Annotated in this window: 30 protein-coding genes; 19 read left to right on the forward strand and 11 right to left on the reverse strand. The window is 60.8% G+C overall.

The window, feature by feature from the left end:
* Window positions 1-43: 43 nt before the first annotated feature.
* Window positions 44-766 (forward strand): ABC transporter permease subunit, encoded by a 723-nt coding sequence (locus ACNPM8_RS09415; protein ID WP_442904165.1) that lies wholly within the window; start codon window positions 44-46, stop codon window positions 764-766.
* Window positions 756-1,625 (forward strand): ABC transporter ATP-binding protein, encoded by an 870-nt coding sequence (locus ACNPM8_RS09420; RefSeq protein ID WP_448939729.1) that lies wholly within the window; start codon window positions 756-758, stop codon window positions 1,623-1,625. Before ACNPM8_RS09415 ends, ACNPM8_RS09420 begins: the two co-directional genes overlap by 11 nt.
* A gap of 56 nt (window positions 1,626-1,681) precedes the next feature.
* Here the strand turns inward: ACNPM8_RS09420 and ACNPM8_RS09425 are convergent, their stop codons facing one another.
* On the reverse strand, window positions 1,682-2,263 hold the full coding sequence (locus tag ACNPM8_RS09425) for a PadR family transcriptional regulator (RefSeq protein WP_102598620.1): 582 nt from the start codon (window positions 2,261-2,263) through the stop codon (window positions 1,682-1,684).
* A 169-nt stretch (window positions 2,264-2,432) separates the two neighbouring features.
* Between ACNPM8_RS09425 and ACNPM8_RS09430 the strand changes: the two genes are divergently transcribed.
* The 3 genes from ACNPM8_RS09430 (at window position 2,433) to ACNPM8_RS09440 (ending at window position 6,027) form a co-directional block, all read left to right on the forward strand.
* On the forward strand, window positions 2,433-3,527 hold the full coding sequence (locus ACNPM8_RS09430) for a Rieske 2Fe-2S domain-containing protein (RefSeq protein ID WP_448939730.1): 1,095 nt from the start codon (window positions 2,433-2,435) through the stop codon (window positions 3,525-3,527).
* A gap of 40 nt (window positions 3,528-3,567) precedes the next feature.
* Window positions 3,568-4,581, forward strand: coding sequence for a PDR/VanB family oxidoreductase (locus ACNPM8_RS09435; protein ID WP_133834395.1), 1,014 nt, complete (start codon window positions 3,568-3,570; stop codon window positions 4,579-4,581).
* 120 nt (window positions 4,582-4,701) lie between these two features.
* Entirely contained in the window at window positions 4,702-6,027 is a 1,326-nt protein-coding gene (locus ACNPM8_RS09440; protein ID WP_448939731.1) for an MFS transporter, read from the forward strand.
* Between the two features lie 825 nt (window positions 6,028-6,852).
* Here ACNPM8_RS09440 and ACNPM8_RS09445 read toward each other — a convergent pair.
* The gene (locus tag ACNPM8_RS09445) at window positions 6,853-7,602 is read right to left on the reverse strand and encodes an IclR family transcriptional regulator (protein WP_133834397.1); all 750 of its coding nucleotides are present in this window, start codon (window positions 7,600-7,602) and stop codon (window positions 6,853-6,855) included.
* A gap of 360 nt (window positions 7,603-7,962) precedes the next feature.
* Here ACNPM8_RS09445 and ACNPM8_RS09450 point away from each other — a divergent pair, with 360 nt between their 5' ends.
* The 5 genes from ACNPM8_RS09450 (at window position 7,963) to ACNPM8_RS09470 (ending at window position 12,114) form a co-directional block, all read left to right on the forward strand.
* Window positions 7,963-8,517: a DUF6318 family protein gene (locus tag ACNPM8_RS09450; protein WP_448939732.1), complete on the forward strand. Its 555-nt coding sequence runs from the start codon at window positions 7,963-7,965 to the stop codon at window positions 8,515-8,517.
* A 175-nt stretch (window positions 8,518-8,692) separates the two neighbouring features.
* Entirely contained in the window at window positions 8,693-9,904 is a 1,212-nt protein-coding gene (locus ACNPM8_RS09455; RefSeq protein WP_448939733.1) for a thiolase family protein, read from the forward strand.
* A gap of 19 nt (window positions 9,905-9,923) precedes the next feature.
* Window positions 9,924-10,595, forward strand: coding sequence for a 3-oxoacid CoA-transferase subunit A (locus ACNPM8_RS09460; RefSeq protein ID WP_448939734.1), 672 nt, complete (start codon window positions 9,924-9,926; stop codon window positions 10,593-10,595).
* The gene (locus tag ACNPM8_RS09465; RefSeq protein WP_105658562.1) at window positions 10,595-11,251 is read left to right on the forward strand and encodes a 3-oxoacid CoA-transferase subunit B; all 657 of its coding nucleotides are present in this window, start codon (window positions 10,595-10,597) and stop codon (window positions 11,249-11,251) included. Before ACNPM8_RS09460 ends, ACNPM8_RS09465 begins: the two co-directional genes overlap by 1 nt.
* 80 nt (window positions 11,252-11,331) lie before the next feature.
* Complete coding sequence (locus ACNPM8_RS09470) at window positions 11,332-12,114, forward strand: IclR family transcriptional regulator domain-containing protein (RefSeq protein ID WP_402697348.1); 783 nt, start codon at window positions 11,332-11,334, stop codon at window positions 12,112-12,114.
* Between the two features lie 13 nt (window positions 12,115-12,127).
* Here ACNPM8_RS09470 and ACNPM8_RS09475 read toward each other — a convergent pair whose 3' ends face one another.
* Window positions 12,128-12,727 (reverse strand): cysteine hydrolase family protein, encoded by a 600-nt coding sequence (locus ACNPM8_RS09475; RefSeq protein ID WP_402697349.1) that lies wholly within the window; start codon window positions 12,725-12,727, stop codon window positions 12,128-12,130.
* A 138-nt stretch (window positions 12,728-12,865) separates the two neighbouring features.
* Window positions 12,866-13,387 carry a CHAD domain-containing protein gene (locus tag ACNPM8_RS09480; protein WP_402473657.1) on the reverse strand — a complete coding sequence of 174 codons (522 nt, stop codon included), beginning with the start codon at window positions 13,385-13,387 and terminating at the stop codon, window positions 12,866-12,868.
* A 510-nt stretch (window positions 13,388-13,897) separates the two neighbouring features.
* On the opposite strand from ACNPM8_RS09480, the gene ACNPM8_RS09485 reads away from it, so the two are divergent.
* The 4 genes from ACNPM8_RS09485 (at window position 13,898) to ACNPM8_RS09500 (ending at window position 16,394) form a co-directional block, all read left to right on the forward strand.
* Window positions 13,898-14,542, forward strand: coding sequence for a hypothetical protein (locus ACNPM8_RS09485; protein WP_332487487.1), 645 nt, complete (start codon window positions 13,898-13,900; stop codon window positions 14,540-14,542).
* Window positions 14,543-14,553: 11 nt separating this feature from the next.
* Window positions 14,554-14,844 (forward strand): hypothetical protein, encoded by a 291-nt coding sequence (locus tag ACNPM8_RS09490; RefSeq protein WP_332487489.1) that lies wholly within the window; start codon window positions 14,554-14,556, stop codon window positions 14,842-14,844.
* Window positions 14,845-15,398: 554 nt separating this feature from the next.
* Window positions 15,399-16,049 carry an alpha/beta hydrolase gene (locus tag ACNPM8_RS09495; RefSeq protein WP_402697351.1) on the forward strand — a complete coding sequence of 217 codons (651 nt, stop codon included), beginning with the start codon at window positions 15,399-15,401 and terminating at the stop codon, window positions 16,047-16,049.
* Window positions 16,050-16,271: 222 nt separating this feature from the next.
* Window positions 16,272-16,394, forward strand: a complete 123-nt coding sequence (locus ACNPM8_RS09500; protein WP_402697353.1) for a hypothetical protein — start codon at window positions 16,272-16,274, stop codon at window positions 16,392-16,394.
* A 41-nt stretch (window positions 16,395-16,435) separates the two neighbouring features.
* Here ACNPM8_RS09500 and ACNPM8_RS09505 read toward each other — a convergent pair whose 3' ends face one another.
* Window positions 16,436-17,536: a hypothetical protein gene (locus ACNPM8_RS09505; RefSeq protein ID WP_448939735.1), complete on the reverse strand. Its 1,101-nt coding sequence runs from the start codon at window positions 17,534-17,536 to the stop codon at window positions 16,436-16,438.
* Window positions 17,537-17,614: 78 nt separating this feature from the next.
* Between ACNPM8_RS09505 and ACNPM8_RS09510 the strand changes: the two genes are divergently transcribed.
* Window positions 17,615-18,046, forward strand: coding sequence for a MarR family winged helix-turn-helix transcriptional regulator (locus tag ACNPM8_RS09510; protein WP_133834408.1), 432 nt, complete (start codon window positions 17,615-17,617; stop codon window positions 18,044-18,046).
* A 24-nt stretch (window positions 18,047-18,070) separates the two neighbouring features.
* On the opposite strand, the gene ACNPM8_RS09515 is transcribed toward ACNPM8_RS09510, so the two are convergent.
* From ACNPM8_RS09515 to ACNPM8_RS09535, 5 genes are read right to left on the reverse strand one after another with little or no spacing between them, the layout of a single operon-like run.
* Window positions 18,071-18,280: a DUF1653 domain-containing protein gene (locus ACNPM8_RS09515; RefSeq protein WP_013347838.1), complete on the reverse strand. Its 210-nt coding sequence runs from the start codon at window positions 18,278-18,280 to the stop codon at window positions 18,071-18,073.
* A 38-nt stretch (window positions 18,281-18,318) separates the two neighbouring features.
* Window positions 18,319-18,810 carry a MogA/MoaB family molybdenum cofactor biosynthesis protein gene (locus ACNPM8_RS09520; protein WP_105658556.1) on the reverse strand — a complete coding sequence of 164 codons (492 nt, stop codon included), beginning with the start codon at window positions 18,808-18,810 and terminating at the stop codon, window positions 18,319-18,321.
* On the reverse strand, window positions 18,800-19,276 hold the full coding sequence (moaC, locus tag ACNPM8_RS09525) for a cyclic pyranopterin monophosphate synthase MoaC (protein WP_332487502.1): 477 nt from the start codon (window positions 19,274-19,276) through the stop codon (window positions 18,800-18,802). Before moaC ends, ACNPM8_RS09520 begins: the two co-directional genes overlap by 11 nt.
* Window positions 19,269-20,501 (reverse strand): molybdopterin molybdotransferase MoeA, encoded by a 1,233-nt coding sequence (locus ACNPM8_RS09530; RefSeq protein WP_448939736.1) that lies wholly within the window; start codon window positions 20,499-20,501, stop codon window positions 19,269-19,271. Before ACNPM8_RS09530 ends, moaC begins: the two co-directional genes overlap by 8 nt.
* 3 nt (window positions 20,502-20,504) lie before the next feature.
* Window positions 20,505-20,756, reverse strand: a complete 252-nt coding sequence (locus ACNPM8_RS09535) for a MoaD/ThiS family protein (RefSeq protein ID WP_402697358.1) — start codon at window positions 20,754-20,756, stop codon at window positions 20,505-20,507.
* A gap of 37 nt (window positions 20,757-20,793) precedes the next feature.
* On the opposite strand from ACNPM8_RS09535, the gene ACNPM8_RS09540 reads away from it, so the two are divergent.
* From ACNPM8_RS09540 to ACNPM8_RS09555, 4 genes are all read left to right on the forward strand, one after another.
* Window positions 20,794-21,975, forward strand: coding sequence for a ThiF family adenylyltransferase (locus ACNPM8_RS09540; RefSeq protein ID WP_448939737.1), 1,182 nt, complete (start codon window positions 20,794-20,796; stop codon window positions 21,973-21,975).
* On the forward strand, window positions 21,972-22,379 hold the full coding sequence (locus ACNPM8_RS09545) for a molybdenum cofactor biosynthesis protein MoaE (RefSeq protein WP_133834414.1): 408 nt from the start codon (window positions 21,972-21,974) through the stop codon (window positions 22,377-22,379). The genes ACNPM8_RS09540 and ACNPM8_RS09545 overlap by 4 nt, the downstream gene beginning before the upstream one ends.
* Window positions 22,380-22,427: 48 nt before the next feature.
* Window positions 22,428-22,844, forward strand: a complete 417-nt coding sequence (locus tag ACNPM8_RS09550; RefSeq protein WP_448939738.1) for a hypothetical protein — start codon at window positions 22,428-22,430, stop codon at window positions 22,842-22,844.
* 84 nt (window positions 22,845-22,928) lie between these two features.
* A complete protein-coding gene (locus ACNPM8_RS09555) occupies window positions 22,929-23,636 on the forward strand; it encodes a GNAT family N-acetyltransferase (protein ID WP_448939739.1) in 708 nt (235 codons plus the stop codon).
* 16 nt (window positions 23,637-23,652) lie between these two features.
* Here ACNPM8_RS09555 and ACNPM8_RS09560 read toward each other — a convergent pair whose 3' ends face one another.
* The gene (locus ACNPM8_RS09560; RefSeq protein WP_448939740.1) at window positions 23,653-24,846 is read right to left on the reverse strand and encodes a M20 metallopeptidase family protein; all 1,194 of its coding nucleotides are present in this window, start codon (window positions 24,844-24,846) and stop codon (window positions 23,653-23,655) included.
* Between the last annotated feature and the right edge of the window lie 153 nt (window positions 24,847-24,999).

Here is a 24,999-nt window from a genome sequence, read left to right on the forward strand (position 1 = left end):
CCTGAAGTCGATTTCCTTCATTCTGGCATTGCCGGTTCTGCTCATCCTCTGGTGGGTCGCGGCAACCCTTGGTGGAGCGAGCTTCTTCGTTCCTACCCCGGTAGACTTGGGCAAGACCTTCATCGAGACCTGGGTTGGCGAACGCATGTTCACCGACGTCCTGCCAAGCGTCCAGCGCCTGGTTCTCGGCGTGCTCGGGGCCATTGTGCTCGGTGTGCTGCTCGGGTTGCTCGTCGGCATGAACCGCACCGCCCGGGCGATTACCGAACCGGTGTTCGAGTTCTTCCGTGCTTTGCCGCCGCCGGTGCTGATTCCGGTGCTGATGCTCTTGGTTGGCATTAACGACGGCATGAAGATCGCGGTGATCATCTCCGGCGCGATTTGGCCGGTGCTGCTGAACACCATTGAGGGCGTTCGCGCCATCGATCCGGTGCAGAACGAAACCAGCCGATCCTATGGCATCAGCGGTTTAGCCCGGATTCGCTACCAGGTGCTGCCAAGCGCCACCCCGACCATCATGGCTGGCATCCGCCAGTGCTTGTCGATCGGGCTGATCCTTATGGTCATCTCCGAGATGTTCGCATCCTCCTCCGGGCTGGGCTTCGCGATCGTCCAGTTCCAGCGTTCCTTCGCCGTACCGGAAATGTGGTCCGGCATCGTGGTGCTGGGCCTGATCGGGGTCATCATGTCATTTATATTCCAGTGGATCGAACGCCGCGTCCTGCGCTGGTACAACGGTCTGAAAGAGGTTGAAAATGCTGTCTAGCCAGAATGGAACCGCCGGCGGGCGCACCCTGCCAGAAGGCGAAGCGCTGCTCTCGGTCCGGGGGCTGAAGAAGGTCTACCACACCGACGGCGGCGATATCGAAGCGGTCCGGGACCTCACCTTTGACCTGGGGCATGGCGAGCTGGTGTGCCTGGTCGGTCCTTCCGGTTCGGGCAAGACCACATTGCTCAAGTGCATTGCCGGCTTGCTGGGCGCCACCAGCGGCGAGGTGCTGCTGGACGGGCAGAAAGTCACCGGACCGCCGAAGAAAATGGCCGTGGTCTTCCAAGAATACGGCCGGTCGCTGTTCCCGTGGCTGCGCGTGGCGGACAATGTCGAACTGCCGCTGAAGAACGCCGGCGTCCCGAAGGCCGAACGCAAGAAATTGGTGGACGATGCGCTGGAAGCCGTGGGGCTGAGCCATGTGCCCAAGTCCTACCCGTGGCAGCTCTCCGGCGGCATGCAGCAGCGCGGGGCGATCGCCCGCGCGGTGGCCTACCAGCCAGAGGTATTGCTGATGGATGAGCCATTCGCGGCCGTTGATGCGCAGACCCGCGCAGACCTCGAGGACCTGATCCGCAATGTCTGGAAGAAGCTGGGGGTCACCGTGCTGTTCGTAACCCACGACATCGACGAGTCGATCTACCTGGGCCAGCGCGTGATCATCTTGTCTTCTTCGCCAACCGTGGTGCAGGAGGATATCCTGATCGATCTGCCGGCGGAGCGCGACCAGCTGGAAACCCGGTCGTTGCCGCGATTCACCGAGCTTCGCCACCATGTCTACGCGGAAATCCAGAAGGCCAAGCAAGGGCATCGCCCCGAAGAGGCCAAGACGAAGTTCTTGACGAATCCCAAGTAGCGCTCTGAGCCGCCGATCCGTGCCGGGTCGGCGGCTTTATTGCGCCGGCCGGCAGCCTAGGGGTTCAGCAGGTCGATGAGTTCCAGCCCGCGCGTAGCCCACTGGATTTCAGCTTCTGCCCGGGCGATCAGGCCTTCATAGGTGAATCGTTTGTAGGCAACAGTGGCTTCCCACTCCTCGCGCGGCGTGTTCTTCAAGCGCTTGGTGAGCATGGAGTTGCTGCCTTGCTCCAATTCCGCGATGCGTTCTTGCCATTGGTTGAGCAATGACCGGTGATGAGCGATATGCCCGCGCATCTGCTCGCGCGCGGCCTCGGGTTCCGCCCATTCCAGGTAGGCAGCCTTGAGATGCGCGGGATCGCGGGTGCGTGCGTACTCCAGGGGCGTGTTCATCCAATCCTTGAATTGGGTGACGCCATCCCGGGTGATGGTGTATTGCCGTTTCTTTCCGCGTGGACCCCAAGGCACATCCTGCCCTGCAATGAGACCTTCGGATTCCATGCGTTTCAGCTCGGGGTAGATCTGCGAATCCGGGGCGTGCCAGACGTGCCCGACCGACGATTCGAAGACTTTGTACAGGTCATAGCCGGTCATTGGTTCAACTGTCAGCAGTGAAAGCAGCGCGTTGCGAAGACTCAAAACCGCCCCTTTCCAGAAATGTGTTGCGTATCACTATCTATATAGCTAGTCTAATGGCATGCGAACTATCTATGTGCATAGATAGTTTCTCATATTCCGCCTTTGGGCAAACCACATATTGGATCCGCCATCGCCGAGCACTGCCGGGTCCGCAATCGAGAGGACCGTCATGACCGAGGTTGCCGCCAAGAGCACCACCACCGCCAAGATCATGGACCATCCGCTGAATGCCTGGTACGTAGCCGCCTGGGATCACGAGGTCACCCGCAAGCCGATGTCGCGCACCATTGCCAAGCGCCCGGTTGCCCTGTATCGCACCGAAGATGGCAAGGCCGTTGCACTGGCTGACTCCTGCTGGCACCGCTTGGCTCCGCTATCCATGGGCAAGACCGTGGGAAAGGACGGGTTGCAGTGCCCATACCACGGCATCGTCTACAACTCCGCTGGCCGGTGCGTCTCGATGCCGGCCCAGGAAACCATCAATCCTTCGGCTACTGTTCCTTCCTTCCCTATTGTTGAGCGCTACCGCTATGTCTGGATCTGGATGGGCGACCCCACCTTGGCCGACCCGGAGCTGGTCCCGGACATGCACCAGATGTCTTCCGAACAATGGGCAGGCGACGGCATGACCATTGCCGCCGATTGCAACTACCAGCTGATCCTGGACAACCTGATGGACCTGACCCATGAGGAATTCGTGCATTCCTCCTCGATCGGCCAAGATGAGCTGAGCGACTCGGAATTCATCACCACTCATGAAGGCAACAAGGTCACCGTCACACGCTGGATGCACAATATCGACGCACCGCCATTCTGGCTGAAGAACATGCGCGACAAGTTCCCGGGTTTCGAAGGCAAGGTGGACCGCTGGCAGATCATCCACTTCGAAGCGCCGGCAACGATTACCATTGACGTCGGCGTAGCCAAGGCTGGAACCGGCGCGCCTGAAGGCGACCGCAGCCAAGGAGTCAATGGATTCGTCATGAACACGATCACCCCGGAAACTGATCGTTCCTCGCATTACTTCTGGGCGTTCATGCGCAACTACTGCCTGGACAGCCAGCTGATCACCACCCAGCTGCGTGATGGGGTGCATGGGGGCTTCGGCGAAGACGAGGCGATGCTCAAGGCCCAGCAGAAAGCCATTGATGCCAACCCGGACTACGAGTTCTACAACCTGAACATCGATGCCGGCGGCATGTGGGTTCGCCGCATTCTTGACGGCATGCTCGCCGCCGAAGCCAACCAGTCCGTCCGCGCCTAGCCGGCTCCCGCGCTCAAACTGAAAGGTTGGTGCCAACGCAATGGCAGCGACAAATATTGAAGTCTGGCAGGAAGCAGAAGTCACCGGCATCGCAGACGTGGCCGATGGGATCAAGCGCATCGAGCTTGCCCCGCAGCTGCCAAAGCGAGCCGAGCCTGGCTCGCACATAGATTTGAAGGTGCAAATCAACGCAGAGGATGCCAAGCGCTCCTACTCTGTGGTCGAGTCGAGCGCTGACGGAACAACACTGGTGATCAGCGTGCTCAAGGCTCCGCTCTCCCGTGGAGGATCGACCTATATGCACGAGCTGGCAGTGGGAGACCGTTTGCAGATCACCCAGCCATTGCAGAACTTCCCGCTGCGCGTGGGTGCCAAGCACTACATCCTCTTGGCTGGCGGTGTCGGCATTACCGCCATGGCGAATATGGCTTCAGTGCTCAAGCGTTTGAATGCCGACTACACACTGGTGTTTGCCGGCCGCAAGCGTTCGGCCATGGCCTACTTGGCACAGCTGGAGGCGGAACACGGTTCTCGGCTGGAAGTGCACGTGGACGATGAAGGCACGTCCCTGTCGGTCAACGAGCTGCTGGAACGTGCCGGCGAGGAAACCGAACTGTACATGTGCGGGCCGATCCGGCTGATGGATGCAGTTCGACGTAGCTGGGCAGAACTCGAGCTGGATCCATCGGCGCTGCGCTATGAAACCTTTGGCAACTCGGGCTGGTACGACCCGGAGGAATTCATTGTCCGGGTTCCCAAGCTGAACCTGGAAGTGACCGTTCCCCAAGGGCGCTCCATGCTCGAAGCCTTGGAGGACGCCGGTGCGGACATGATGTCCGACTGCCGCAAGGGCGAATGCGGTTTGTGCGAGGTGCGCATTACCGAAATCACCGGACGGATTGACCACCGCGACGTGTTCTACTCCGAACGGCAGAAACGCCAGTCGAGCAAGATGAACTGCTGCGTTTCGCGAGCCATTACCTCGCAGACCGGTGCCAAGGCCGATGCCGCCCGCACCGGCGGACCCGCCGTGGTCACCATCGAACCGAACTAGCAAATTTCCCATCTTGGCACCCTCGCCGGCGGACCGAAACGGTTTCGCGGGCGGCTTGGTGCACCCTAAAACTGGAGATAGTTCCCCATGGACATCAAACAGAGAATTGAAAATTCACCGATGTCGGCCTTTCAATGGCTCGTCGTCGCAGTCTGCACCTTCTTGAACGCCCTCGACGGTTTTGATGTGTTGGCCATGGCCTTTACCTCAAATCAGGTTTCCGAAGAATTCTCGTTGAACGGCGCCCAGCTGGGCGTACTGCTCAGCTCAGGCCTCTTTGGCATGGCTGCCGGCTCATTGTTGCTGGCTCCATTCGCCGACCTGTTCGGACGCCGTCCGATGCTCTTGGGAACCACCGCGCTGGCATCGCTGGGCATGTTCCTCTCAGCCACCGCGGATTCCATGGCGAGCCTTGCCATCTGGCGTATCGTCACCGGCCTGGGAGTCGGCGGCATTCTGGCGTGCACCAACGTGATCACCAGCGAATACTCCAATGGACGCTGGCGGGGCATGGCGGTCAGCATCTACACCGCCGGCTACGGAGTCGGCGCCACCTTGGGCGGCATGGCGGCGGTCTCGCTGCAGGCCCATTACGGTTGGCGCTCGGTCTTCATTTTCGGAGGAGTGCTGACGATGGTCGCCTTCCTGGCTTTGCTGGCCGTCGTCCCCGAATCCGTTGACTTCCTGCTGACCCGGCGTACTGCGCGAACCGCCGAGAAGCTGAGCAAGCTGGCACGCAAAATGCACCTGGGTGCCGAGAACGTGGCCCTGCCAGAACAGGGCAGCTCCGCATCTGGCCGAAGCCGCAACGCAGTCCTTGCGCTCTTCTCGCCGGATACACGCCGGGTGACCGCGGTGATCTGGGTGGCCTTCTTCGCGGTGATGTTCGGCTTCTACTTCGTGAACAGCTGGACCCCGAAGCTGCTGGTAACCGCGGGCATGACCGAAAGCCAAGGTGTGGTCGGCGGCCTGATGCTGACCCTCGGTGGCACCTTCGGTTCCCTGCTCTTCGGCGCTTTGACCACCAAGTGGGCCGTTCGCAAGGTGCTCATTGCGTTCACTGTACTTTCCTCAGTGCTCATGGTGGTGTTCATCTCGGCGGCAGGCATCCTTGCACTGGCCTTCGTCCTGGGTGTTCTGGTTGGCATGCTCATTAACGGTTGCGTAGCCGGCCTCTACACGTTGACGCCGTCCTCCTATGCACCGCAGTCACGTGGAACCGGCGTTGGCTGGGCTATTGGCATCGGCCGTTTCGGCGCGATCCTGGCTCCACTGGCTGCCGGCAGCCTGCTTGACTCCTCGTGGACCGCCGCCCAGTTGTACCTGGGCGTAGGCATTGTGGTGCTGTGCGCGGCAGTTGCGTTAATGATGCTGCGCGGCGGCGCGTCGCCTCACGCCCCGGAGAAGGAAACTTCGGATTCGGCAAGCACGAATTCCGCCAGCTAGGACATTTCTCAGCGGAGGGGCGGCGCCAACGGGCTTCGCCCCTTCAGCGTTTTAATGGCGCGTTTAGTCGGGGAGCGGTCAGTCTTTGATTCGCAGTGGCCACCTCGGATCTGGGCGGGTACTGGCCAAGGAATGGCGCTGCAGGCAGTGACTTGGAAGGTCCTGGTTCCAGAAGGCAAACGAATTAGAAGGACCACGATGGATCCCATCCAATCATGGCCGGCACGTGGATGGTGTGCGGCGTCCGGGTTCAAGCGAAATTCTCGGTCGCACGTGGACAACACTGGCGGGCTTGCCATCGAGACGAAGCCGGCTTGGCGCTTCATCATGAACAGATCCGCTCTTGGACTCTGGGGACGAGCCGCGCCTCAGGAAGAGCTCGGGGATGAAACCTGCCTGTTTGGGCAAGGCAGTGTCCAGTTGCTTGGCGGCAAGAGCGGCCGGCCAGGTCTGCCTGGCGGTGATGATGCACGAAATGCGCCTGGGCTGAGTGCTTTTCGGATAGTGCACCCGCGGATGAGTCGGGAACTGAAGTAGTCCGTGCCGTTGGATGGTGGAAACCAGAATGGCCCTGGCTACGACATTTTCATCCCGGAAGATCTCAACACGTTACTTGATCTGGAGCTACCTCGTTATCTCGCTCGAAACCGAGATCGGAGAGCAACCAACCACTTGTTTTCCGCCCGTTGTCGGAAGAAACGCAGACCAATTCATTGGTGGCATCAACTCCACAAGGAGTTCAGAGAAGTGCGATGGTCTCGGAAGCTATTGACTGCTTGCCAGTGGATGTAGCGCGTGTATCGAACAGCGGGATCCTGATTGCGCCTAGCGGTTGTCGCCCAAATGCATTGCACGGGAAATGCCCCGGGCTGCGGTGCGTAGCGCCAGAGCTGCGGACTGCAGTGTTCCAGAGTCGCGGGGAACAACCACCGAGATAACCGCAACCTGATAGCCCGCCTCGTCGAGGATCGGGGCGGCGGCACCGGTGGTTTCCGGGTCGATGAATCCGTCGAACGAGGCGAATCCGTTGCGACGGATCTCCGCCATTTCTGCGCGGAGTTCAGGATGGGTGGCGGTCATCAGTTCGTGGTGGCGTTCCAGGAACCCGTGAATGGTTTCCGGCCGCGAAAAGGCCAAAAGTGCCATGCCCATCGAAGTTCGGTGCACAGGCATGCGTCCGGCGACATTCGCCTGATTGACAACAGAGCCGGGCCGCGAGAGACGCTCGATGATCAGCACCTCATCCTGGTGCAGTACCGAGAGCTGGGTATTTTGCCCCAGCAGCTGGTTGATGTCCTCCATGAACGGCAATGCCGCGGTGCGAAGGTCCTGGGTGGCAGCGCTTCGATTGGCTAATTCCCAAAGGCGCAAACCCAGCCGCACCTGGCCAGACCCGTCTCGTGCCAGCAAGTCATGGGATACCAATTCATCGAGCAACCTGTACATGGTTGCTTTGGGGATGTCGGCACGCCGGGCCAGGCTGCTGACGCTGAGCGACTGATTGTTGAGATCAAAAGAATTCAGGATCCGAACCAAGCGGTCCAGCATCGAGTCCCCACTGGGCGAATTGGCCATGGAACTATTTTAGGGCAGTGGCTGCTTCGCTTCTCCTGCATCCAGGTGAGCGGCTCTGCGCTTTAGTGCAAGCAGGGTTCGCTATCGCGCCGAATTTCCCTTGTTCGGCCAGAGTTAACGTGGAATTTTTCCAGCGATTCTCATTGAAAAGAGTAGCCAAAACGTTATTTGAATAGTGGTCGTATTATCGAAATGCTTGATGTAATGTCGTTTTTGAACGCGGAAAAAACTCCACGAAGGCGGCGGCAATGGTTCGAAATCATCAAATAAAGCTTGCAGCTTTGATGGCTGCATTGACGCTGGCAGCCAGCGGTTGCGTCAGTGCATCCCAGGGGGGCCGGTGATCCTTCTGCTGGCACGGTGTCGCCCACGCCGAGCTCCCCGGAGCAAAATGCTGAAGTTCCGCAGCGCCCGGCGGTCCTCAGCGAGAAATCCGAGGAAGGGCTGGAAGGTGCCGTGGAGTATTGGGTGCAGCTGCTGAATTATGCGGTGGCGAGCGGTGACACCGCCGCACTCAAGGGCTTCTCGGCAGCGGACTGCACCTTGTGCCAGGAGCTAATCGCCCAGACCGACCAGGCCTATGCCAATGGCGGAAGCATTGGCGAAGGCGAATTCAGGGTTATTGAAACCATGAGCACCCTGGACAAGTATCAAGCATCGCCGGGCGAGCCCAAGGTTGTGTTTGCCAGCTTTGGAATAGAGCGAGCCGCTGGCCAAGTCCTCGGTGCAGATGGAAAGGCGACCAGCGAAATTGAGCCGGTTTCCTGCATGGATTTTGAAGAAAATTGGGATGAGATCGCTTATGACGAGGATGGAAACTTCATTGGATCCATTTGCTCGCTAGCTGTGCAGGATCCGGCGTTCGACGAGTCTTCCGGATGGCAGCCGCTGAATGTCGCGGTTAACGCGCAATAGCAATATGTGACTTGGAGAGTGCCCTGGCTGCTTCGGCAGCCGGGGCACTTTTGTGCGGGGAACCGGGTGGACCGCAACAGAAATCTATTGAAGGTACGGACATCGGCTGCTAAAGTTCATTGTACGAACTTAAGTTCACGATGTGAACATACCGCAGCGATGGAGCAGTGACACGATGCAGCAGGCCTACCTATACGACGCAATCCGCACCCCCTTCGGCAAGATCGGCGGCGCGCTGTCCAGCCACCGCCCCGATGACCTGGCCGCCCACGTGGTGCGCGAGCTGGTCGCCCGGGCGCCGCAGCTGGATGTCGCGGATATCGACGAGTCGATCTTCGGCAACGCCAACGGCGCCGGCGAGGAGAACCGCAACGTGGCCCGCATGGCCACCCTGCTCGCCGGGTTGCCGACCTCGCTGCCGGGCACCACGATGAACCGCCTGTGCGGCTCCTCGCTGGATGCCTCGATCGCCGCCGGGCGCCAGATCGCCACCGGCGACGCGGACCTGGTCCTGGTTGGCGGCGTCGAATCGATGAGCCGTGCTCCATGGGTGCTTCCCAAGACCGAGCGTCCTTTCCCGACGAGCAATCTGGAACTGGCCAACACCACCCTGGGCTGGCGCCTGGTCAACCCGGCCATGCCGGGGGAATGGACGGTATCGCTGGGCGAGGCCACCGAGCAGCTGCGCGAGAAGCACGGCATCTCCCGCGAAGACCAGGATGAATTCTCCGCGGCATCGCACCAGCAGGCCGCGGCCGCCTGGGAGGCCGGAAAGTACGACAACTTGGTAGTTCCGGTTCCGCCGGCGAACAAGCGCGGCACCGAAGTCACCCGCGATGAGACCATCCGTGCTGATTCCACCGCAGAAACTCTCGCCAAGCTGCGCACCGTGTTCCGCACCGGGGAGAATGCCACGGTGACCGCTGGCAACGCCTCGCCGATGAGCGACGGCGCCTCGGCGGCCTTCATCGGTTCCGAGCGCGGCGGCGAATTGCTGGGCGCCGATCCGATCGCCCGCATCGTCTCCAACGGCGCTGCCGCGCTGGATCCGCAGTTCTTCGGCTTCGCCCCGGTGGAAGCCGCCAACAAGGCTCTGGCCAAGGCCGGCCTGAAGTGGTCGGATATCGCCGCGGTCGAGCTGAACGAGGCATTCGCGGCCCAGTCCCTGGCCTGCATCCGGGCCTGGGATATCGACCCGGCTATCGTCAATGCCTGGGGCGGGGCCATCTCCATCGGCCACCCGCTGGGAGCCTCGGGCCTGCGCATCCTGGGCACCGTCGCCCGCCGCCTGGCAGAATCCGGCGAGCGCTATGGGCTCGCCGCGATCTGCATCGGCGTCGGCCAGGGCCTGGCTGTCGTCGTCGAAAACGTGAACGCAACCAAGTAGCTTATAGAAAGGCAGCATCATGGCACCACGCATTGCCACCTCGGCCGCGGACGCCGTCGCCGAGATCACCGACGGCGCCACCGTCCTGATCGGCGGCTTCGGCAACGCCGGCCAGCCGATGGAACTGATCGACGCGCTCCTGGACTGCGGCGCGAAGGACCTGACGGTCGTGAACAACAACGCCGGGCAGGCCGACGCCGGCCTGGCCCTGCTGATCAAGGAACGTCGGGTCAAGAAGATCATCTGCTCCTTCCCGCGCCAGTCCGACTCCAGGCACTTCGATGAGGCCTACCGGGCCGGGGAAATCGAGCTGGAGCTGGTTCCGCAGGGCAACCTGGCCGAGCGCATCCGCGCCGCTGGCGCCGGCATCGGCGGGTTCTTCACCCCCACCGGCTACGGCACGCTGCTGGCCGAGGGCAAGGAAACCCGCGTGATCGATGGCAAGGGCTATGTGCTGGAAACCCCGATCCACGCCGATTTCGCGCTGATCAAGGCACTGAAGGCCGACACGCTGGGCAACCTGGTGTACCGCAAGACCGCGCGGAACTTCGGCCCGATCATGGCCACCGCGGCCAAGTCGGCCATCGTGCAGGTGGACGAGGTCGTCCAGGCCGGTTCCATCGATCCGGAAAACGTCATCACCCCGGGCATCTTCGTGGATACCGTGGTGGAACTGGGAGGGGAAAAGTAATGAGCGCAATGACCACCACCGAAGCAAAGCTCACCCGCGATGAAATGGCGCAGCTCGTTGCCGCGGACATCCCGGCCGGAGCATTCGTGAACCTGGGAATCGGCCAGCCGACCAACGTCTCGAACTATCTCACCAAGGAGCAGGGAGTCACCCTGCACACCGAGAACGGCATGCTGGGCATGGGCCCGGTCGCCACCGGCGAGGACATCGACCCGGATCTGATCAATGCAGGCAAGATCCCGGTCACGCAGCTGCCCGGGGCCTCCTTCTTCCACCACGCGGATTCCTTCGCGATGATGCGCGGCGGCCACCTGGATGTATGCGTGCTCGGCGCCTTCCAGATCTCCAAGGATGGCGATTTGGCCAACTGGCACACCGGTGCCGAAGGCGCCATTCCTGCCGTGGGCGGCGCCATGGACCTGGCTATCGGCGCCAAGGCGACCTGGGTGATGATGAGCTTGTTCACCAAGGCCGGGGAATCCAAGCTGGTTGAAACGCTGAGCTATCCGGTCACCGGGCTGGGCTGCGTCTCGCGGATCTACACCGAAGTGGCCGTCTTCGAGCTGCGTGATGCCAAGGTCTTCGTGCGCTCCACCCATGGCATCAGCTTCGAGGAGCTGGCCGCCAAGGTCCCGGTGGAACTGACCCAGGCCTAGAAGACCCAGTAGATTAGTGGGGTGCGCATCCGAGTCCCGGAAGTGCACCCCGCAATCATTTCCAGCGCGCAAGGAGCACGGTGAGCGAGCAGGCAGCAACAACCACATCGGTCCAGTCCCTGGCCCGCGGCTTGGCGGTCATCAGCAGCTTCGATGCCGATCACGCGTCAATGACCCTCTCCGAGGTCGCCGCACGCACTGCCCTGTCCCGGGCCACCGCCCGGCGGTTCCTGCTGACCCTGGTGGAGCTGGGCTATGTGCGCACCGACGGCAAGCATTTCGAGCTGACCAGCAAGGTCCTGCAGCTGGGGTACTCGTACCTGTCCAGCGCCACCTTGCCGCAGCTGATCGAACCGGTGCTTGAGGAACTCTCGGCTGCTGTGCATGAATCGGCCTCCGCTTCCATCCTGGACGGATCGCAGATCGTCTACATCGCCCGGGTGCATACCCGTTCGATCATGCGCGTGGGCATTTCGGTGGGCACCCGCTTCCCGGCGGCCAATACCTCCATGGGCCGGGTGCTTTTGGCCTACCAGCCTGAAGAAATCAGCGAGGCGGTGATCGCCGCCGGCGTGCATTCAATGACCGGGCTGGGGATCGATGGCCCGGATCAGCTACGCGTTGAACTTCAACGGATCCGTACCCAGGGCTATGCCGTGGTGGACCAGGAATTGGAGATCGGCCTGCGCTCGGTGGCGGTGCCGGTATTCAGTGCCGATGGCACCGTGGTCGCCGCGATGAACGTGTCGATGAGCGTGCGTCCGAATACCAGCGACAGCGCGCAGGAGGCAGCCCAAGCGGTGCTGCCGCGGCTTTTCGAGGCCGCGCAGCAGGTGCGCGAGGCGCTGGCCTCTAGCCGCTAGCACACGCAGGGGATCACGCGACGGCCGGATCCCACTGGATTTCGTCGCACGTGAGGATCGTGGCGAGCAGCCCGAGTGACTCGATGCTCGCTGCATGGGCCGCTTCGGTGGCCGCCGAGCACGCATCTTCCACGATCGCCACCCGGTAGCCGTGGTCCACAGCAGCCCGGGCCGTGCTTTCCACCGAGATATTGGTGGCTACCCCGGCGATCAGCAGGGTGCCGATGTTGCGGGATCGGAGCAATTCAGCCAGTTCCGTGCCTAAGCCGCCGACCTGCTGGTTGGTGATGACAGCATCGCCGGGGCTCGGGATCAGCGGCGGAATGATGGCCGCCGATTCGGTGCCGTCCACCAGGCAGCCTGCCTGCTGCACCATCTGCAGCAGCGGGGAATTGGGCACCAGATCGCTATAGTCCGGTGCGAAGGCGATGCGGGTGTAGATGATGGGGGCGCCGGCCGTGCGGGCCTGCTCCAGCAGCCCGGCCAGTTGGCCCACCACGTTCCGGCGGGTGATCTGCTCGTGGAACATGTCCGCGAAGGCGCCATTGGGCCCGATGATGTCCCCCTGGTTGTGGATGGACACCACTGCGGTCCTGGACGGGTCGAAAATCATGGGATGCCCCTTCCCATAGGCCGCTGACCTCTTCAGCAGCGCTCGATTTCAGCTTGCCATGAAGCGAGCCGCGCAGGCCAGCGCTTATTGACGGGATTCGCGCGGATCCCGGCTGGAAGGATCTCCATGCTCGCCTGCCTAGTCTCGAAGTGCGGCCAGGCCAGAGAGCTGAGCATCATGCCAGGTTTTGGAATAATCGCGGACCACGGCGGCGGAGATGGCTTCTTCGGCGTCCAGCATCTTGCAGCAGGCCTTGAGCAGCTTGAGGGAGGAATCGTCCCGTTGGGCAACCGAGTCCAGGTAAGTTCGCAGCATCGCGCTGTCCTGGTGCCGGCCTAGGATTCTCTGTAGCTTGCGCACGTGCCGCAGCAGCGCACCGGCGCCATCAAGCCCTCCGTAGGCCAGGGACTCGGCCAGATGCATCAGTGCCTTGGCTGCCTTGCGCTCCTGGTGCAGTGCCTCGTCGCGGACGGCTCCCGCGGCGGCCTCGCCGGAGTCGTGGTGGGCGTCTTCCAGGGAGCGGATCGACGCGCTCAGCAGCCTTTCGGCCTCACCGGCGGCCGGGCGCTGTTCTGATTTTGAGGCCCGAATGACGGACGGCAACTGGTCCAGCATGGCCAGCTTACCCCGGAAACGCTCGCTGTCCAGGGCGTTGCGCACTTCCTGTTCGCCTTGGTTAAAACAGCAAGCGTGCACCGGCGTTGCATCTGCAGTGACACCCGCAGCAATAAAATCCGGCAGCGGCCAGGCAGATTCCCACCATTGGTCGACAAAGAGTGAGTCGGCAGTTTGCCAGTCTTTGACGCCGGGGTGGGCCTGTGGATCTATGGCGGAGGCGCTGACCTAAGCGGGCATGGTTGCCCGTCCTTGACAGGAAAGAAACGGATCTAGAATACGACGGCGGGTATCAGCCGCGTGCGGTGCCCAGAAAAGACAAGGTACACACAGCATCCCGTGTGAGCGGTTGGCTGGCCGGCGCATGCAAGCTCAAGAGCTTGGACTTGCCCTTTGCGAGTTTATGCAAGGTTCTAGTCTCAAATTACTGGCGTGCGGCTGCCTACGGCTGTCGAACTAATTGAAAATATTTCTTCCAAACGTAATTTCAATAATCCAAGTGAGTTATGATTACCATCGTTAGTAGAAAAATCGATTATCAAAGGACAAAGCAAAGTGAAGTTTAGGCAGATTTTGGCAGTCATTGCCGGTGTGGGACTTGCAATGTCTTCAACGGTCGTTGCAAATGCGCAACCGCTAAACACTGTGGTAACGACAGATTCGACGATCACGGAAATATCGGTGGAACAATTGAACGAGCACAGTTCGCTGATTTTCCCGCCAGCTTCAGATGCAGAGTCGCCAAGCGGACTTCAGGTAGCAAATCCAGCGCTACTGGGCGCGATAGACAGCTTCAATTGTAACGTCTCTCGTAATAGAGGTTGGAATGTAACTTCTTACACAGCTAAGGGCTATAGTGCGTTTGCTGGCGGAAAAGTTAATCTGAAGTGTGGAACGTCTAGCACCTCTGGATACTTGCACATAAAGTCTCGACATGCATATGAGTGGGCCAAGCGTATTGGTTCTGTGGGAGGATATGGGCGTTGGGATGATTTTATGGATTACGCAACGCGCAGCATTCTGAAAAATCCTGCGATGATTCGCAATGCGGGCGGCGGAAAGCTCTGTTATAGCGCACCGATTGTGCTTACGAATGCCAAACGTACAAAAAAGGTAACTTTCAACCCGACCGTCGTTATTTCGAAAACGAACAAGTTGGTTATAACGTCTTATCCAAGTTCTAAGCCGGCGTGCAGGTGAGGAGATAACGCATGACGAAAACTCTCATGATCGTTCCCCAGTGGACGAACATTTTGCCCATTGAAATGCCCTATGAACAAGGATATTTTAGCGGTGATCCACTTCCGATGGTTCCCGAGGACATTGCGAATCGTTTGATTCAATGGAATCAAAGATTTATCGATAAGTATGACGAAGTTGCTGGCTGGACAGAGCAAGATCTAAGTTCGGTTCACTGGGCCGAAGGTGAAGTGCTCCGGCGGCAACTCGTGGAAGCCCTGGGCGATGAATATCGGATAATCATCACTCGCTCCTACCGGTGAATTCTCAAATCACGGCGACAAGATTCAGCGCCGTTTATGAATCCGGAATAATATAATGTGAACTTGAGAACCGCAGTCTGGTCCAGAGTGTGGTTCTCAAGCGTTAATGACCATGTTGCGCGGAATTTACGAATGCCCCGGTCCGTGATCCTGAGTTTGAGATTCGTGGATTCTGTCGCCAAATTTTTGCGTGAAGTGGGACGGGATGCCTCCGGAATCAGTGATTCCGCCAAAGGAAATCCACAAGTTTTCGCATTGGGCTGGGGTCGATTCCGGCCCGCGATTATCTTTGTTGACCAGCTGGTTCGCGCTTCTGCCTCGCGACTCTTGGCGGGGGGTGAGCTCGATCGCGGCGTAGATCGCTTCAGAAATTCCGAATGGGCCTTGGCGGGAGTATGTGACGGCCAGGATGACGAATTTTAAGTGACAGAATTTACTTGTATCTTCAACAAATTGCAGTATGCTTGAACTATTGAGTTTTGCCGGGGAGAAGCGAAATCCGCAATTCCTCCCCAGGGCACCGTCACCGGCAACTGATGAGGAGTTGACCTGCCATGAGCAACTTGTTGAGCGAAGTGCGTTCTTCCAACTGGGATGACGCCGTGGAATCCGGTGCCGTGTTGGTCTTCCTGCATGGCTTCGGCTCCAATGAACACGACCTGGGCTCGCTCGCCGAACCGCTGGGATTGGATCTGCCTTGGGCTTCGCTGCGCGCTCCGCTGGAATTGGGCCACGGCGGGGCCGCCTGGTTCCAGATCACCACTCCGGGCGTCCCCGACGCGGCGCCGGTGCAAGCGGCCACCGCGGCGATCTGGGCCTGGATCGATGCAAATGTAGACACCGCCACCAAGATCATTCCAATCGGTTTCTCCCAGGGCGGGTTGATGGCCAGCCAGCTGCTGCGCACCCGGCCCGAGCGGGTGCTGGCCACCACGATCCTGGGCGGATTCGTCTTAGGCGGCACCCAGCCAGCCGATGAAATCATCGCCGCGCAGCGTCCAACTGTGTTCTGGGGCCGTGGCACCGAAGACCGGGTCATTGCCCCGGTCGCCATTGAACGCACCGCCAAGTTCCTGCCCGAGCATTCGACCCTGACCGCCCACACCTACCCGGGGTTGGCCCACGGGATCAACATGGATGAACTGAACGACGTCCGCAGCCATATCACCGCGCAACTTGACCTGATACCGCTGGGCAAGTCCTGAAGCGCGGCTGGCGGGCAGCAGTGCCCGACGGCCGGGATAACCTTGTGTCATGGACAATGTCGAGCAGTCACTGAGCAGAATCCGCGCGGCGATCGAGAAGCTGCATCTCGCAGCGGCCCAGGACCATGACGCGCAACGCGCCCATGCGGCACGCTGGCTCGAAGAGGCCTTTTCGAGAATATTGAAAGCCGAGAGCAGCTGCGAGAGGCTGCCCGGAAGGCCTTGGAACTCTACCGCGGTGGTATGGGGTCCTTCCAGGATGTGGGAACCGCGGTCATGGATGACGCGGTGAGCGGACTGCGCCGAGCCTTGGGCTCCGCGCGCTCCTGGCTCTTGCGCAGCTAGGAGCGGCATCTGGCAGGGAGCAATCCCCGCGGCGCGTGCCGCTACGCGGCGACGGTTTCCTCGACGTCCCGGATCCTGGCATTTTCATCGGCCACGCGGGTTTTGCGCACGCTCCACGCGTGGGTCAGGATGACCAGCAGGATGCCGGGGATCAGCCAGAGGATTAGCCGCAGGAGATCCATGCCGATGGACTGCCCGGGGAAGTAGACGAGGGTCTGCACTGCGTGCAGCCACCCGGCGCCATTCCAGAAGGTATTGAGTGCACCGTAGAATCCCGGCTGCATTTGCGGCTGGAAGATCCCGCCGGAACTGGTGAAATTCAGTGCGACGAAGCACAAGGTCAGCGTCGGGGTGGTCCAGTGGCGCAGCAGTGGATGCAGGCCCAGGCCCAGCAGGGTGATGCCGGCGGCGTAAACCCAGGAAATCAGCCAGATGCCCGCGTAATGATCCTCGATGATCCGGTAGACCGGGCCCGCGATCAGCACCGCGATTGTGGCAACCACCGCTGCGGCAACCGCCGCCATGGCGAAGCGCACGGGCAGCTTGACCTTGCCCATGAACCCGGCCAGCGGCACGGCGCTGGCGTAGCCGCCAATGCTCAAGGCGACCAGCAGGAAGAACAGCCCCTGCCCGGTGGTGTCCTGCTCGCCGGTGGGCACGACATCTTCGATACGCAATGGCTGGCCTTGTTCGTAGGCCACGTCCAAGAAGACTTTCTGGGCGATATTCGCCGAGGTTTCCGACGCGGCGCTAGAGCTGTAGAGCGTTGCCGTGCCGCCGCTGGTTTCGTAGGCGGCCACGAGCTCGCGCTGCTCTACCAGTTTCCGGGCCTGGTCCGCATCGGCGACGGTGCGCACATTCAATGCACCGTCGGACCCATCCTGCAGGGTCTGGGCGAAAACCTTGGATTGCGCGGAATCGCCCACCACCGCCACCTGCACGTTGTGCGGACTGGGCGCGTGGAAGGCCCCCAGATAGAACAATCCCATGATGGCGCACAGGAAGAACGGGATCAGCATGGTCAACGCGAGCTTTCCCCAGCCCAGTGGTGCCGGCTTGGCTGCGGGGGACTTCTTCTTGGCCGGATTATCGGCATGCTTGGAAGCGGGAGATTGGCGCGGGGCGTTGTCGGTGAGAGTCATCAGCATTAAAGAATACGCTTAATGTTGCATGATGCAACATTGAGTGCCCGGCAAAGCCCTGCGTACTAGACTCGGAACATGGGCAAGGAACAGCGGGAAGCCGATATCCAATCGATCTTCCATCACATGCAAATGATTACCCGACGTGCCAATACGCGCTCACGCCAGCTGGCCGAGCCGCTGACACTCGTGGAACATTCCCTGCTGCGCTTCATTGCCGATACTCCCGGAACCCGGGCCACCGACATTGCCGAGGCGTTCTCGCTGAACCGCTCGACAGTCTCCCGGCAGGTAGGCACGCTGCTGGACTTGGGATATATCGCCTATGACGATGCGGAATCCGGGCGCGGCCGCGTAGTGGAACTGACTGGCGTGGGCCGCGAGCGGCTTCAGGCTTCCGCCGCCGTGCACCGCGCTGCGGTAACCGATCGTCTGGAGGGCTGGAGCGAAGAGCAGATCTCGGCCTTTGCCGAGGCCTTGGAACGCTATAACGTTGCCGACTCGCAGTAGGTCCAGGGAAATCTGCAACTTGCCCTAGGCGATCCTGGCGAAACGCGGGCCGTTGTAGCCATCGCGTTCAACGTGTTCCGCAAACATCTCCAGCGGCCGAGCCCAGAAGCTGTAGTCGTCGTAGAGCTTGCGGTAGAAGACCAGCGGCTCTTCGGTTTCGCTGTGCTTCCCCACGGCCAGCACCTCGTAGCGCTGGCCCTTGAAGTGCTGGTAGATTCCGGGTTCGATGCTCAACCTGGTGGCCTTTCTGATCAATGATGGTGCTAGAGAACTTACCGCGGGCCGTGCCCGGTGCCGCCGCTGCGCTGGACCAGCAGGTGCTCCAGGATCGGATCCAGGACGGCCAGCCCGTCTTTCACTCCGCCGGTGGACCCGGGCAACGTGATGACGAAGCTGTTACCGGAGAATCCTGCGACCCCGCGGGTAATGATGGACAGCGCGGTGGTCGCTTCTCCGCGCCGGCGGATGGCCTCGATGATTCCGGGCAGCTGGACATCCAGCAGCGGGGCAACCATTTCGGGGGACTGGTCATCGGGTGAGACCCCGGTCCCGCCGGTCACGATCACGACCTGCGCGTCGTTGGCCAGCAGATCATCCACGGCAAAACGCACCGGCTGCCCGTCGGCCACCACCGTCGGCTCGCCGGTCTCGAAACCGCGCTCGGACAGCCACCGGGTGATCAGCGGACCAGTCTTGTCTTCGGCGGTGCCTGCTGCGGCACTGGTCGAAGCAACCACCACGGCCGCCATGCGGCTAGTCTCCACGAACCCAGTCACCGCTCTTGCCGCCGGACTTCGCCAAAACCTTCACCGAGCGGACCTCGGCGTGCTTGTCCACGGCCTTGACCATGTCGTAGAGGGTCAGAGCCGCAACGCTGGCCGCGGTCAACGCTTCCATCTCCACCCCGGTGACGCCCTTGGTGGTCACCTGGGCGGTGACGCGCACCGCGGATTCCTCGGCGGTGAAATCAATGGACACCTTGGAAATCGGCAGCGGGTGGCACAGCGGAATCAGTTCCCAGGTGCGCTTGGCCGCCATGATGCCAGCGACCCTTGCGGTGCCCAACGCCTCGCCCTTGGGCAACTGCCCGGTCATCAGCATCGGGACAACATCCGGGCGGGTGGCGAAGATGGCTTCTGCGGTGGCCACGCGCTTGGTGACGGCCTTGTCGCTGACATCGACCATATGGGCGCTGCCGTCTTCGCGCAGGTGGGTGAGTTTCTCAGACATTCATGCTCCAAGTTTCGATGCTTTGGCCGGCAGCCAACTGGCTGACGCCTACCGGGATATGCACCAGCGCATCGGCGCGGGCCAGATCGTGGACCAGGTGGGATCCCGGATCCAGGATGGCGACCTGGCCATCGCGGATCAGCGCTCGGCGCACCTGGTGCTTGTGCTCGGGGGAACTGGCATCGGCTGCCAGCGGGTAGTGCCTGGGCAAGGGCTCTGGCAGGGCATTGAGCTGTCGCAGCAGCGGAGCCAGGAACAGTTCTGCCGATAGCAGGGCACTGACCGGGTTGCCCGGGAAGCACAGCACCGCTGCCTTGGCCAGTCGGGCGAAGCCTTGCGGGCCGCCGGGCTGGATGGCCACATGATGGAAAACCCCGCCTAGCGGCGACAGCGCTTGGCGGACCACTTCGTAGGCTCCAGCGCTGATGCCGCCCACGGTTACGATCAGGTCAACCTGTTCCTGCAAGGCATCGATGGCCAGGGCGAAGCGCTGCGGATCATCGGGCAGCTGCAAGGTGCGCACCTGCACCTGATAGCGGCGCAACCAGGCTGCGAGCATAGGGGAATTCGAGTCCGGGATCTGGCCCTGGGAACGCTGTCCATCGCTGAGCTCATCACCGGTTGTGCACACGGCCACCTTCAAGGCCCGGCGCACCGGTATTTCACGCAGCCCGCTGGAAACCAGTGCGGCAATCATGGTCGGGGTCAGCCGGGTTCCAGCCTTGGCCACCAAAGCGCCGGTTTCGAGATCAACGCCGGCGGGGCGGATGAAGCGGCCCACGACGCTGGGGGCCGAGAATTCCGCGTGGCCGCTGGGGGTGCCAACGCCGGCACGGACCAATTCCGGGAAAGCGCCAGAGCCGCTGTCCTCGATGGGGATGACAGTGTCAGCACCCAGCGGGATCATCGCACCGGTCATCACCGGACTGACCGTCCCTTCAGCCAGGGGTATTTGCCGGGCGCCGGCGGCAGCCGTGAAACCCAACGGCAAAGAGATGGGGGAGCGGAGCGAGGCTGCTGCCAGATCCGCGCTGCGCGCAGCGTAGCCATCCATCTGCGAATTGGTGAACGCAGGGATGGGCAAAAGGGCGTACTGGTCCTCGCTGAGGATTCGATCGCTGGCCTCAGGGCTATCGACGGGCAGCACTTCGCTGTCCAGGCAGGCGAAGACCGGGGACAGCAGCTCTTCAAGTTCCGCGCGATGGCTTTCCAGAGTGCAGGACATGGACTATCCGCCTGCGAACGGCGGCAGGACATCCACGGTCAGATCGTCGGCCGTGCCCAGCTCGCCGGCATCGCGGCGCACCACGCCGTTGATCAGGAAACTTCCGGCGCGCAAAACCTGGGCCATTTCAGGTCCGTAGGAATCGATCAGTTCGCTACGCAGCCTGGCGAGTGTATCGGGGCGTTCCCAGCTCTCCTGCTCGCAGCCCGCTGTTGCCGCCGCGGCAGCGAAGTAGCGTATCGTAATCTTCGACATGACTTCATGCTATCGCGCCTAGGCGATAAGGAGCACGATGAAAAGCGAACGCGACTTTCCCGCGCTTGTGGCCCCCGGGCCGCCACTGAGCGGCGAACAGACTGCACGAGCTGCACGCCAACTCTCGTTGCCCGGATTTGATGACACCGCGCAGCGCCGGCTGGCTGCCGCCCGGGTACTGGTTATCGGCGCCGGAGGGCTGGGCAGCGCCAGCGTCCCGTATCTGGTCGGAGCGGGAGTAGGCACCATCGGCATTGTGGATGATGATGTCGTGGAGCTATCCAACCTGCACCGCCAGGTCACGCACACCAGCGCTAATATCGGTCTGGCCAAGACCGCTTCCTTGGCGCAGGCTGCCACGGCGCTGGACCCCAATGTGGAAATCATCGAGCATAACCTGCGGCTGGATTCTTCGAACGCGCTTCAGATCTTTGCGAATTATGACCTCGTCATCGATGGCAGCGACAACTTCCCGACGCGGTACCTGTCCAATGACGCCGCGCAGCTCACGGGCATCCCGCTAATCTGGGGATCGATCCTGCAGCATCATGGACAAGTTTCCGTGGCCTGGCATGAGCACGGCCCGGGTTACCGCGACCTGTTCCCGGTCCCGCCTGCCCCGGGCACCGTGCCGGATTGCGCCGCCGGGGGCGTGCTGCCCGGATTGTGCGGAACCGTCGGTTCGCTGCTGGCTACTGAAGCCTTGAAACTGATCGCCGGAATCGGTGCCCCGCTGGTGGGAAAGGTGCTGATCTACGATGCGCTGGCTGCCAGCACCCGCACCCTCGAATTCTCCCGGGACCCCCGAGGCGCTGAAGTCACCGAGCTGATCGATTATGTGCTTTTTTGCTCGGGAACGCTGCCTGAAGCTGAAGGCATCGGCGCCGAGGCGCTCGCCGAAGCCCTAACTGGTGGTGCAACACCTGTCTTGTTGGATGTGCGCAATGATGACGAACGCGCACAACAGCACATCGCCGGTTCCTTGCATCTGCCCCTTCCTGAGTTGGAAGCAGCTGTTGAATCCGGCACAGATCTGAAGCAGATCCCGGCACAGGTAACGGTCTACTGCGCACGCGGTCCTCGCTCGCAACGCGCGGCCGCCTTGCTCGCTGGCCGGGGCATCAAAACAAACTATCTTGAAGGCGGGCTTCCCGCACTGGCCGCGGTGGCGCCGCAACTACTGGCCGAACCCGCAACAACCGAAGGAACCCGCTCATGAGCTACGCGTTGATCACCGAGGAACCAATCGATGAGGCCACAGTCCGCGATGCCGTGCAGTCTGATACCGCCGGCGCTGTGGTGCTTTTCCACGGAATCATTCGCAACCACGATGGTGGGCAGTCGGTGAATTCCCTGGACTACTCGCATCACCCGCAGGCGCAGGACTTCCTGGAGAAGATCATCGCCGAGGAAGAAGAGCGCACGGGCTTGAAGCTTTCGGCTGTGCATCGTGTGGGTCCGCTGAAGATTGGTGATGCCGCTTTGGTGGCTGCCTCGGCAGCAGCGCACCGCAAGGAAGCCTTCGATGCCATTGAGAACCTGGTTGAACGCATCAAAGCCGAAGTTCCGATCTGGAAGAAGCAGCACTTCACTTCCGGCAGCTCCGAGTGGGTTGGACTGTAGGCCGGACCTACCTAGCGAATACGTCTAGTGAGGAACGGAAGTTACGTTTTGACTGAGTATCGTCCCGGCTCAGGGAGCAGGACCGATTACAAGGAAGTGATGCCGGGAGACGTCCCTCGCGGTGAATTCCTGTTGTCCGGGCTTCAACAACAATGTTTGCCGCTTCCGGACGTGGATTCATCGATCTCGACGATGCAACGAGCTCTGGGGTATTCGACGCGGAAGATGCTTTCCAATCAAGATTTACGCAACTTGGCTCTCGACTACCTGCTGGTGCTTCGCGGCGTTGAGCTCGGCAGGGCCAGTCAAAACTCGGCGATTTCGAATGTCGCGAGTGCGGTCGTTGCCCTGTGGAGTGGGCCGGCAATTGAACAGTCAATAGACGACGTCTTGTTGGCGATTCATGCGTATTTTTGGCTTGAAAATACCAATGCTGTTGCATTGTTAGAATCTCTGGAACGTTAGATCCGTTTGGACTAAAGGCTTGCTTCGCGAGTTTTCGGTCTGTTTGGCAGACACAGATAATTTGAATTCCGATAGTCTTTCGGCATGACGCTTCAACCCGACACCATCGCGACCATCCGACAATCCTGGGCATCGATCCTCGGTGTTTCGGTAGAAGCATTGGCACGAGGAGAAGATCGCGTTTATCGCGAGAAGAACGATAGCGCCGTGCTTATGTTCGTATCACTCTTTGGCACCGGGATTTTGGTCGGCCCCTCGTGGGCAATAGAAGCTGGGCGAGAGCTACCCGACTCGGAACTAGCCAGCCACGAGAAACTTTTAGAACTCAGTGCTCCTTATGGTGGGCGGGCTCTCGGGGAAGCGAAGCTGTACTTTAGTGATTCAGCGCCAATGGTGTCTGGCTCCAACGCCAAGGTAAGTCATGCGCGAGTGCACGCTGTTGATCTTGAAACAGCCTGCCCAGCCGAAGACGCTGCAGAAGTCGGCTTGAGCGAGATGGAGAATACCTTTATCTTGCTCAGCGATTCTGAGCACCAGCCGCGACCTCTGGCAGGTGCTGGTTATGACGTGTGGGAAGAAAAACTGGCCCACCTTGGCGCGCTCGTATCACCTGCCAGTCGGCGCAGTGGACTCGGTTCTCAAGCTGTCGGCATTGCTCAAAAGCATGCAATGGATGCCGGGCTGATTCCTCAGTGGCGCGCGCACGTTGATAATGCCGCGTCAATCAGAACGGCGCTGCGCGCTGGGTTTGAGTATGTGGGGACCCAAACCACCGTAATTCTCGAGAATTAGCGCGCAGCTCCGAAGTTCAGCTGGCGGTTCGCTTAAAAGCGATCGCTGCCAGGGCTACAGCTTGATCTGAGAGCACCGAGTCATCAAAGATCACCCGTGGTGAGTGATTCCACTCGGCCTCCTCGGCGGTCATTTCCGGTGGAGTGGTCAGCAATGCGATGAACGTGCCGGGTACTTCGTCGAGCACAAACGCGAAATCCTCCGAGCCCATCATTGGCGAAGGCATTACAGCCACGCGCTGTTCACCATAGATTTCGCGCATCGTTGTCAGCGCCGCCTCCGTCTCGGCGGGATCGTTCACGGTCACCGGGTAGAGCGTTTCAAAGCTCACATCAGCAGTGAGTTCATGGGCTGCCGCCACACCGTTGATGACTCGTGGCAGTCCTTCTTCCAGGACAGCCAGCGATTCATGAGACATGGTGCGGATAGTGGCCGCCAGCTCGACGCTCTCCGGGATGACGTTGATTGCACCGTCTCCGGTGGACAGCCGGGTGATCGAGAGTACCACCGGGTCGAAGGCATTGAATCGTCGAGTCACGAAGCTTTGCAAGGCCAGGACGAGTTCGGCCGCGGCAGGAACTGGATCCAGGGTCTGGTGAGGCTGCGAACCGTGTCCACCGCGCCCTTTCAGCTTCACTGTCAGCTGGTTCGAGCCAGCAGCTACTGGACCACCTCGTGTTGCGAAGACTCCTCGTGGGCCGGGTCCCACATGGATCGCGTAGGCAGCAACTGGAGGGTCTCCGGCTGCGGCGAGTAGTCCCTCTTCAAGCATGATCTTCGCTCCGCCGTGGCCTTCTTCGCCTGGCTGGAACATGAAGATGACCGAGCCATGTAGTTCACTTTGATGAGCCGACAGCACCTTGGCTGCGCCCACCAGTCCCGCGGTATGCAGGTCGTGGCCGCAGGCGTGCATATTGCCGTTGGCAGAGGCGAAGTCCAGATTGGTCGCTTCGAGAATCGGCAAAGCGTCCATATCGCCGCGGAGCAGGACTGTCGGGCCGGGCAGTTCTCCGCGAAGCACTGCAGTGACCGAACTGGTGCGGGTGCCGGTAGTGATTTCCAGCGGCAACCCCTCAAGCGCGTCGAGCACCTTCTGCTGAGTGCGGGGCAGATTAAGTCCGAGCTCGGGGTCCGCATGCAACTCACGGCGCAGTTTAATCAGATCGGGAAGTATGGTTTGTGCATCAGCGGTAAAGTCGGCAATGGACATGAATCAGCCTTTCGTAGGCGTCGTCGACAGACGGGCGGAGAGCCTCAGGGTACGTAGAGATGACTATGCCGATGATTCAAACTTTAAGTAATTACTAATCAAAGCATTTACTCCGAACGATTTGAATGGTGTTAGCACGCGAGTGACTATACG

This window comes from Glutamicibacter sp. AGC46, assembly GCF_053543715.1.